Annotated in this window: 9 protein-coding genes; 3 read left to right on the forward strand and 6 right to left on the reverse strand. The window is 60.3% G+C overall.

From position 1 onward, the window contains the following. Positions 1-272: 272 nt before the first annotated feature. Together DBR24_RS21520 and kdgD are read right to left on the reverse strand one after the other, a co-directional pair. Entirely contained in the window at positions 273-1,718 is a 1,446-nt protein-coding gene (locus tag DBR24_RS21520; RefSeq protein ID WP_128615754.1) for an aldehyde dehydrogenase family protein, read from the reverse strand. 75 nt (positions 1,719-1,793) lie between these two features. Then, positions 1,794-2,705, reverse strand: a complete 912-nt coding sequence (gene kdgD, locus DBR24_RS21525; protein WP_007915340.1) for a 5-dehydro-4-deoxyglucarate dehydratase — start codon at positions 2,703-2,705, stop codon at positions 1,794-1,796. Positions 2,706-2,941: 236 nt separating this feature from the next. Here kdgD and DBR24_RS21530 point away from each other — a divergent pair, with 236 nt between their 5' ends. The 3 genes from DBR24_RS21530 to DBR24_RS21540 all read left to right on the forward strand — a co-directional run bounded on the left by DBR24_RS21530 (position 2,942) and on the right by DBR24_RS21540 (position 5,033). After that, complete coding sequence (locus tag DBR24_RS21530; protein WP_128615755.1) at positions 2,942-4,246, forward strand: phospholipase; 1,305 nt, start codon at positions 2,942-2,944, stop codon at positions 4,244-4,246. Between the two features lie 10 nt (positions 4,247-4,256). After that, positions 4,257-4,448 carry a hypothetical protein gene (locus tag DBR24_RS21535; RefSeq protein WP_128615756.1) on the forward strand — a complete coding sequence of 64 codons (192 nt, stop codon included), beginning with the start codon at positions 4,257-4,259 and terminating at the stop codon, positions 4,446-4,448. 210 nt (positions 4,449-4,658) lie between these two features. Next, positions 4,659-5,033: a hypothetical protein gene (locus tag DBR24_RS21540; RefSeq protein ID WP_128615757.1), complete on the forward strand. Its 375-nt coding sequence runs from the start codon at positions 4,659-4,661 to the stop codon at positions 5,031-5,033. A gap of 3 nt (positions 5,034-5,036) precedes the next feature. Here the strand turns inward: DBR24_RS21540 and DBR24_RS21545 are convergent, their stop codons facing one another. From DBR24_RS21545 to DBR24_RS21560, 4 genes are all read right to left on the reverse strand, one after another. Continuing rightward, a complete protein-coding gene (locus tag DBR24_RS21545) occupies positions 5,037-5,783 on the reverse strand; it encodes a FadR/GntR family transcriptional regulator (protein WP_177490658.1) in 747 nt (248 codons plus the stop codon). A 191-nt stretch (positions 5,784-5,974) separates the two neighbouring features. After that, a complete protein-coding gene (locus DBR24_RS21550; protein WP_128615758.1) occupies positions 5,975-7,702 on the reverse strand; it encodes an ABC transporter ATP-binding protein/permease in 1,728 nt (575 codons plus the stop codon). A gap of 96 nt (positions 7,703-7,798) precedes the next feature. Then, positions 7,799-8,359, reverse strand: coding sequence for a response regulator transcription factor (locus DBR24_RS21555; RefSeq protein ID WP_003221630.1), 561 nt, complete (start codon positions 8,357-8,359; stop codon positions 7,799-7,801). Beyond that, positions 8,352-9,614, reverse strand: coding sequence for an ATP-binding protein (locus tag DBR24_RS21560; protein ID WP_123464611.1), 1,263 nt, complete (start codon positions 9,612-9,614; stop codon positions 8,352-8,354). The genes DBR24_RS21555 and DBR24_RS21560 overlap by 8 nt, the downstream gene beginning before the upstream one ends. Between the last annotated feature and the right edge of the window lie 329 nt (positions 9,615-9,943).

Raw genomic sequence — 9,943 nt, forward strand, 5'->3', positions numbered from 1 at the left:
AGGCTGGAGCCGGCGATGGCGATCGTGGCGCGATCGGCGTAGTTGATCGTGGTCACCAGAAACAGCATGAGCAGGATCAAATAGCGGACGTGAGTCGGCTTGGACGATTGCATGTAGATGTACTCCCACTGATTATTTTTATGCGCGGGTGAATCTGCTTTGGTCTGTCTTTTGTGGGAGCTGGCCTGCCGGCGATAGCATCACTGCGGTTGTTCAGTTACACCGCGGTGATGCTATCGCTTGCAGGCAAGCTCCTACGGGTATTGCGTGTATCAGGAGCCTATGTAGGCGGTTTTCACCACGGTGTAGAACTCTTGCGCATAGCGGCCTTGCTCACGTGAGCCATAGGATGAACCCTTACGGCCCCCGAACGGAACGTGGTAATCGACGCCAGCGGTCGGCAAATTGACCATCACCATCCCGGCCTGCGAGTGACGCTTGAAGTGGTTGGCGTACTTCAGCGAAGTGGTGGCGATACCCGCCGACAGACCGAACTCGGTGTCATTGGCCATTGCCAGCGCCGCGTCGTAATCCGCCACGCGAACAATGTTGGCCACCGGACCGAAGATTTCTTCGCGGCTGATACGCATCGACGCTTCGCTGTCGGCAAACAGCGTTGGCGCGAGGAAATAACCTTCGGTGTCGCAGGTCACCAGACCGCCGCCGCTGACCAGACGCGCACCTTCGGACTGGCCGATGTCGATGTACTTCAGGTCCTGCTCAAGCTGCGCCTGGGAAACCACTGGACCGATGTCAGTGCCGGATTTCAGGGCGTGGCCGACCTTGATCGACTTCATGCGCTCGGCCATCGCCTCGACGAACTTATCGTGGATCCCGGCAGTGACGATCAAGCGGCTGGAAGCGGTGCAACGCTGGCCGGTGGAGTAGAACGCACTCTGCACCGACAGCTCGACCGCTTGTTTGAGGTCGGCGTCGTCGAGAATGATCTGCGGGTTCTTGCCGCCCATTTCCAGTTGCACTTTGGCTTGGCGCGACACGCAGTTGACCGCGATCTGCCGACCCACGCCCACCGACCCGGTGAAGCTGATGCCGTCGACTTTCGGGCTCTGCACCAGCGCATCGCCAACCACGCGACCGCTGCCCATCACCAGGTTGAACACGCCGGCCGGAAAGCCTGCCCGGGAGATGATTTCGGCCAGTGCCCAGGCGCAACCCGGCACCAGATCGGCCGGTTTCAATACCACGCAGTTGCCGTAGGCCAAGGCTGGCGCGATTTTCCACGCCGGAATTGCAATCGGGAAGTTCCACGGGGTGATCAGACCGACCACGCCGAGTGCTTCGCGGGTGACTTCAACATTGACGCCCGGACGCACCGACGGCACGTAATCGCCGGACAGACGCAGGCACTCACCGGCGAAGAATTTGAAGATGTTGCCGGCGCGGGTCACTTCGCCGATGGCTTCGGGCAAGGTCTTGCCCTCTTCGCGGGCCAGCAAGGTGCCGAGTTCTTCGCGACGAGCCAGAATCTCGGTGCCGACTTTATCCAGCGAATCGTGACGGGCCTGAATGCCCGAAGTCGACCACGCCGGGAAGGCCGCGCGGGCGGCGTCGATGGCGGCGTGAACCTGAGTCAGGTCGGCCTTGGCGTAATCGCCAATGGTGTCGCTCAGTTCCGACGGGTTGATGTTGGCCGAGTAGTCGGCACCGGCAACCCATTCGCCGTTGATGTAGTTGTCGTAGCGTTTTGCAGTTGTCACAGGGGCAGCCCTCACATCTCAAAGCCTTCACGCAAAAAGCCGCTGATTGCTCAGCGGCCTCGCTTTTATCGGGTGTTACTGCGCACCTTGCTTGTCGATCAGCGCGGCGAGCATTTCGTACTCTTCGCCGGTCAGATCGGTCAGCGGAGCACGCACCGGGCCTGCGTCATAGCCGGCGATTTTTGCGCCTGCCTTGACGATGCTCACGGCATAACCGGCCTTGCGGTTGCGGATGTCGAGGTACGGCAGGAAGAAGTCGTCGATGATTTTGCCGACGGTGGCGTGATCTTCACGGGCGATCGCGTGGTAGAAGTCCATCGCGGTTTTCGGGATGAAGTTGAACACCGCCGAGGAGTAAACCGGCACGCCCAGCGCCTTGTAGGCAGCGGCGTAGACTTCGGCGGTCGGCAGGCCGCCGAGGTAGCTGAAGCGATCACCGAGGCGGCGGCGGATCGACACCATCAACTCAATATCGCCCAGGCCGTCCTTGTAGCCGATCAGGTTCGGGCAGCGCTCGGCCAGACGTTCCAGCAGCGGCGCGTTGAGGCGGCAAACGTTGCGGTTGTAGACGACTACGCCGATGTTGACCGATTTACACACGGCTTCAACGTGGGCGGCAACGCCGTCCTGGCTGGCTTCGGTCAGGTAGTGCGGCAGCAGCAACAAGCCTTTGGCGCCCAGACGCTCGGCTTCTTGAGCGTATTCGATGGCCTGACGGGTTGAACCGCCAACACCGGCCAGAATCGGCACGCTGGTCGCGCAGGTGTCGACGGCCGTCTTGATGATTTCCGAGTATTCGCTGGCAGCCAGGGAGAAGAACTCACCGGTGCCACCGGCGGCGAACAAGGCTGAAGCGCCATACGGGGCCAGCCATTCCAGACGTTTGATATAGCCCGCGCGGTTGAAATCGCCCTGCGCGTTGAAATCGGTGACCGGGAAGGACAGCAGGCCGGCGGAGAGGATGGACTTCAGTTCTTGTGGATTCATTTTTCGAACACCCTGGGTGGCAACGTTTTTTGTGAGTTTTATGATTCAGCCAGCGCTGAAGTTGTAGGTCATCGTACAACTTAAAAGATAACCGTCAACTGCATTTCATCGCTGACCAGCATTTTTTGTCGGACAGGATTCTTTCTTGACGTAGGAAAATTCTCATCTAGGCTCGATTTAACTGTATATGCATACAGTTAAATTAAACCCGCCGATGACATATCAAGGAGAAAGAAATGTCCGGACTACAGCTCAAACCACAGGAAAGACCCAAGCCGCTCATCGCCCGTTTCGATGATCTGTTCACCAAGACCGGCATCCACTTCAGCACCGACAACCCGCATCTGGTGCTGCACATTGCCGACGCCCACAGCGATGTCGAACAGGTCACCGGCCTCCCCGGCAAACCGCTCAAAGGCAAAGCGCAATTGCGCTTCGAAGGCGCTGAACACACGGCCATCGGCGACAACACCCTGCTGCGCTTCAGCGAAACCGCCGAACCGATCCGTGCGCAAAACGTGCCGTTACACCTGCCCAACGGCCTCGCCCTGACCTACGGCCAGATCCTGGCACTGGGCGGCGATTTCTACGGTGTGGTCGACCGGCCGATCAACGAAGGGGCGACCCCGGCCGATCGCCTGAACCGCTTCAACGCTGCCTTCGATTCCCTTGCCGTGCTGTCGGCGTCCCGTGCCGAGGCGCCGCAGATCCTCGCGGTCATGCAGAAAGAGATCGACGCGGTTAAACAGGCGATCAAGGACGGTAAACAACCGCATGAAGCCTACGATGCGCTAGGAGATACGTTGTCGGAAGAGTGGAACAAGCTCACCGGCGGCGGCAGCTTTGTCTCGGCGCTGTTCCCGCTTGGGCGTTATCTGAAACTGGCGGCGAACAACGCCGATCACTTCGGCGAATGGGCCAGACTGGCCTACATCGCCGGCCACACCGCCGCCCTGCAGACCGCCGTCGCGGCCCGGGCCAGTCACGATGAGCAACAGCTGGAAAGGGCCTACGCGATGAACGCGTTCGCCGACCATTTCCTCACCGACCTGTTCTCTTCCGGGCACCTGCGCGTGCCGCGCAAAGAGATGGCGGCGGTGGTGACGCCGAGCGACCTTGGCTCGCTGGTAACCCGCTTCATGCACGACGAAGACAGCAAATTCGGCCTCAAGGTGCGCAACGCCCATGGCGCTCAATGGCGTGCCTTCGGCGACAAGCGCTATTTCGAGGCCAGCGACGCGGACAACCGCACCCAGGTCAATCTGGCTGTGCAGGCCTCGGCGGATGAAGTCTTCGCCGCCTATCTCAGCGGCAATGCGCCCGCTCCGTCGGCGTTCGCCGCGCTGCAACGGCTGCCGGATCTGACGGCGGTACTGAATCTTTCCAGCAACTTCTCGCCGCTGTTCCGGGTCGAGGGCGGCAAAGTACTGCGGCGCAAAGACGTCAACAACCTCAACGACACCGCGACCATCGACGACTGGTGGGGCTGGAGCACCTATCTCTTGCTCAAGAACTACCAGCCCACCGGCAACGTCAATTGAGGAGAACACCATGACGATCACATTGAAACTGGAACTGGCCTCAGGCCAATCGCTCAAGGGTGCGCCGCTGGAACTGTTGGCCAAAGGCCTGCCAATTGCCCGGGCGACCGTGGATGATCAGGGATACGCGACGTTTAACGCCAACCCCGTCACCGGGCCGCTGGCCGTGAGAGTGGATCGCTCGATTCTGCCCACCCTCTAAACCCTTCCCAGCAGGAGCTGCCGCAGGCTGCGATCCTTTGACGTTGATTTTTAATGATCAAGATCTAAAGGTCGCCGCCTGCGACAGCGCTTGCAAAAGGAAATTGAAATAGCTGGCAACGAACGGTTTAAGCACCTCTGCGCAAAGGCCCGTACCGTGCACAAACCGCCGTGAACGGATCACGGCTCACCTCGCACGGAGAGCGAACCCATGACTTTTGCCCCACCAATCCTTTCCCAAGCCCCCGGTCACCCACCGGAAAAAGCCACTGTCAGCCTGTCGACACTCGGCGACGAATTGATCCTTCAGGTGCCTGACGCGACCGACATTCCGGCGAACTGGGAGGTCTACCCGATTCTCGGCGCCGATCCCGAAGACCCCGACTGGCAAGGGCAGACCAAGCCCACAGGGATCTGGGACGATGCCAGCGAAGAGGCACTGAAACTCAACGGTATCGAGTTGCGCATCCCCAGGGAGGCGCTCGAAACCTATCTGAACGAAGAGGTTGAGCTGCGCTACAAGTTCGCCGATGAGTCCAGTCTGGAGCCGTGTTCCGAGCCGCTGATGCTCTGCATCGAAACCTGAGGCTCAGCGCTGCGCCTGCGCCTCTTCATGGGCCTGGCGCAATCGTTCGCGGCTGTTGGTCAGGTGCAGACGCATGGCGGCACGGGCCGCATCGGAATCCTGACGGGCGATCGCTTCGTAGATTTCTTCGTGCTCGCGGCTCAGACGGCTCATGTAGTGCTGCTGATCGTCATGCGCCAGCCGCGCGGAATTCAGCCGCGTACGCGGAATGATGCTGGTACCCAGGTGGGTCATGATGTCGGTGAAATAACGATTGCCGGTGGACAGCGCGATTTCCAGGTGAAAGGCGAAGTCCGACGCAACCGCGTCACTGGCGTGTGCAGCACTTTCGTTGAGCGCATCGAGAGCGGCACGCATGGTTGCCAGTTGCTCCGGGCTGCGGCGTTGCGCCGCGAGCCCGGCCGACTCGACTTCCAGGCTGATGCGCAATTCGAGAATGGCCAGCACATCCCGCAGGGTAACGACGGTGGCCGGGTCAATCCGGAAACCGCTCGGGCTCGGGGTATCGAGCACAAAAGTGCCAATGCCGTGACGGGTTTCCACCTGACCGGCGGCCTGCAAACGGGAAATCGCCTCGCGCACCACTGTGCGGCTGACCCCATGAGCTTCCATGATCGCCGACTCGGTGGGCAGCTTATCGCCACGCTTGAGCAGGCCATCGCGGATCTGCTCGCTCAGCACCGTCACCAGTTCCTGGGCCAGGCTGCGGCGCTTGCGTGGGAGGCGCGGGGTGTCGATCAGGTTTTCCATGGTGTGCATCGGGTCTCGAAAATTCGGCTTGTGGGCATGATAGCTCAAGCGGGTTGTACGATCACTTTCCATTTCCATACAAAACCTGTGGGAGCTGGCTTGCCAGCGATGAGGCCATACCTGTCGATGAAGATGTCGACTGAACCGACGCCATCGCTGGCAAGCCAGCTCCCACATGGGATGTGTGTTGATCAGGCAGTCACGGTCTGTTCAACCAAATGGCCGCTGTCGATCCGCACATGCCGTGGGTGGAAGCGTTTCAAACTGCTGCGATGGCCGACGCTGACAATGCTCAGACCCGGCAACTGATCAATCAGTGCCTGATACAGCGTCGCTTCGTCTTCCTCATCCATCGCCGAAGTCGCCTCATCCATGTACAGCCACTGCGGTGCGTAAAGCAATGCACGAGCGAAGGCCAAACGTTGCTGCTCGCCCGGCGACAACATGCGCTGCCAGTGATTGGCCTCGTCCAGCCGCGCGACTAGATGCGGCAAGCGGCAGGTTTCCAGCACTTGTGCATAACGTTCCGGCGCGTAGGTGTCGCCCGGTTGTGGATAACTGAGCGCCTCGCGCAGGGTGCCGATCGGCAGATCCGGTTTCTGCGGCAGGAACAGATACCGCGCCGCCGGCAACCGAATGTTGCCGTGCCCCGCCGGCCACAAATGCCCCATTGCCCGCAGCAACGTGGACTTGCCGCTGCCGGAGCGGCCGCTGAGCATCACCCGCTCGCCCGGCTCGACAGTCATATCGGCATTGGTCAGCAGATGACGACCGTCGGCCAGATCCAGACCGAGGTTGTGCACCTTCAATTCGCTCCCCTGATTCTGCACATCAATGGCCGGAGTGCGGTCTTCGTTGTCGGTCATGGCCTGGCGGAAACTCAGCAGTCGATCACAGGTGGCGCGCCAGGAAGCGAGGCTCTGGTAAGCATTGATGAACCAACTGAAGCTTTCCTGAACGTTGCCGAATGCCGAGCTGATCTGCATCAGCTCACCGAGCTCAATCTTGCCGGACAGGTAACGCGGCGAAGCTACGATAAACGGAAAGATGATGGCCGCCTGACTGTAACCGGCGGTAAAGAATGTCAGGCGTTTGGACACTTTCATGATGTCCCAGAAGTTGTGCCAGACATTACCGAAGCGGGCGCTCAATCGGCGATTCTCGTTCGGTTCGCCGTTGTACAACGCGATGCTTTCGGCATTCTCGCGAATTCGCACCATGGAAAAACGCAGGTCGGCTTCGAAACGTTGTTGCTGGTTATTCAGACCGATCAAGCGACGACCGATCAAATGCGTCAGCCAACTGCCCACCACCGCGTAAACCAGCACACACCAGAACATGTAGCCGGGAATAGTGACGCCGTACACTTCGATACTGCCCGACACGCCCCACAAAATGATCGAGAACGACACCAGGCTGACAATATTGCGCAGCAGCCCGATGCCCAGTTCAAGCGTGTTGGAGGTGAAGTTGTTGAGGTCTTCGGAAATCCGCTGATCCGGGTTATCGGTGTAACCACCCTGCTCCAGGTGGTAGTAATTCTTGTCGGCAAGCCATCGGGAAAAATGCTTTTCAGTGAGCCAGGCCCGCCAGCGAATCGTCAGCATCTGAGTCAGATAAAGCCGGTAAACGGCACCGATAATCGCCACAGCCGCAATCACACAGAAATACAGGATCAGTTGCCAGAACGCCGCTTCATCCTTCTTTTGCAGCGCATTGTAAAAGTCCTTGTACCAAGTGTTGAACCACACCGAGATACCCACGCTCAGTAGCGAGAGCGCGATCACTGCGATCAACAGCGTCCAGGCCTTGCCCTTCTCTTCACTGCGCCAATAAGGCGTGATGATTCCCCAAACCTTGCGAAAAAACTGCCCGCGCACAGCATCGTTGACCGCGGAATATTCAGCGTTCTGATTCATGGATAAGGCTCAATATAGAAAAGAACAGACACGCACCGATCATAGTAGATCGGTGCGTTTTATCGCGAGGGCTGAAGATAGCCGTTCAGCGCAGGTTCAGCGACGAACCGGGCGCTTCTGCAGTTTGCGCTGCAGGGTGCGGCGGTGCATGCCCAGGGCGCGGGCAGTGGCGGAGATGTTGCCTTCGTGCTCGGTCAGCACACGCTGGATGTGCTCCCACTGCAGGCGATCGACCGACATCGGGTTTTCCGGCACCAGGCTGTCGAGGTCGGCGTGCTCGGAGAGCAGCGCGGCCAGCACGTCGTCAGCGTCGGCCGGTTTGCACAGGTAGTTGCAGGCACCGCGCTTGATCGCTTCGACGGCGGTGGCAATGCTCGAGTAACCGGTGAGGATCACTACGCGCATTTCCGGGTCCAGTTCCAGCAACTTCGGCAGCAGCACGAGGCCGGAGTCGCCGTCCATTTTCAGGTCCAGCGCGGCGTAGTCCGGCAGGTCAGCCTGGGCGATGGTCAGGCCCTCTTCAGCGGAACCTGCGGTACTCACGCGAAAGCCGCGGCGGGCCATGGCGCGAGCCATGACTCGGGTAAAGGTCGCGTCGTCGTCGACCAGCAGCAGATGCGGCAGCTCTTCGCCTTCGACTTGGATTTCGTCACTCATGTTGGTCTCCTCGGGCGCCGTGGGGCAGGCGCAGCTCGGTGAGCGTGCCGCCTTCCTCATGACTGTAGAGTTTCACTGAGCCGCCGGCGCGTGTCACGCTGGCCTTGCTCAAAAACAGGCCCAGGCCGAAACCTTTGCCCTTGGTGGTAAAAAAAGGTTTGCCGATCTGCTCGGCGATGGCCAGCGGCACGCCGGCACCGTGGTCACGAATACTGATGGTCACGTTCTCGACGTCCCAGTCCAGGGTGACCTGGAGATTTTCCGGGCAAGCGTCGGCGGCGTTGTTGAGCAGGTTCAACAGCGCCTGAGTCAGATCCGGCGGCGGCGCCATGCGCGGCACACTGCCCTGACCGAGACGCTGGAAGCGGTAACTGGCTTCCGGACGCATCAGGTGCCAGCGGTTCAGCGCTTCGTCGAGCCACTGGGTGACGTCCTGCATCTCCACGGCCATCCGCCGGTTGGCCTCGGCAGCACGCACCAATTGTTGCAGGGTCTCTTTGCACAGTTTGACCTGATCCTGCAGCACTTTCAGATCGTCTTGCAGCATCGGGTCGGGATGATCCTGCTGCATTTCCTTGAGCAATACACTCATGGTTGCCAGCGGCGTGCCCAGTTCATGCGCCGCGCCGGCAGCCTGGGTGGCGACGGCGAGCAACTGCTGATCGCGCAGGCCTTCTTCACGGCGGATCGCCCGCAGCTCTTCCTGGCGGCGCAGCTCCTCGGCCATGCGTGCAGCAAAGAACGTGATGACCGCCGCCGCGAGGGCAAAGCTCAGCCACATGCCATAGATCTGCAGGTTCTCGCGGGCCACCGGCAGGGTTTCCAGCGGGTAGAAACGCGTCAGCATCAAGGTGTACAGCGCCAGCGCAATACCCGACAGAATCACCGAATAACGCCACGGCAGCGTCACGGCGGCGATGGTCAGCGGCACCAGGTAATAGGAAACGAACGGGTTGGTCGAACCGCCGGAGAAATACAGCAGCGCACTGTGGATCACCAGATCGCACGCCAGCTGCAACGCGTATTCGAGCTCGGTCACCGGCCACGATGTGCGCAGGCGCACGGCGGTGAACACGCACAGCAGCGTCGAGCAACCAAGGGTCATCGCCAATTGCACCCACGGCAACGGCAGCAGTTGCAGCCAGTAGGCCAGGCCGACGGAGCCCGCCTGCGCAGCGAGCACCAGGGTGCGGATGAAGGTCAGCCGCCAGAGGTTCTGGCGAGTGGCGGAAGTCAGTTGTACGGGGGCGAGCATGAGCTCTCCTGATGAGCGCTCCAGGCGGATCGCACGGAGTATAACCAAGCCGCGGCCTTGAGAGGCGAAAGTGCGGCAAACGACCACACCGCAAAAGCTGCAAGTTTCGAGCTGCAAGCTACAAGTGAAAGCGTTTGGCTTGTAGCTTGAGGCTTGCAACTTGAAGCTGCTTTCTGGAGTCTGATGGTTCACGCAGGCCCGAACCAACACCTGCGCCCTTATCAAGGAGCCTTCATGCACACATTTCGCCGCAGCGCCGCCCTTCTCGCCCTGACCGTCGGCAGCGCCGCTAGCCTTCCAGCCCTGGCCGCCGATGAGCTGCACTACAA

Source organism: Pseudomonas sp. HMWF006, assembly GCF_003061205.1.
In the GTDB taxonomy this organism is placed as follows: domain Bacteria; phylum Pseudomonadota; class Gammaproteobacteria; order Pseudomonadales; family Pseudomonadaceae; genus Aquipseudomonas; species Aquipseudomonas monsensis.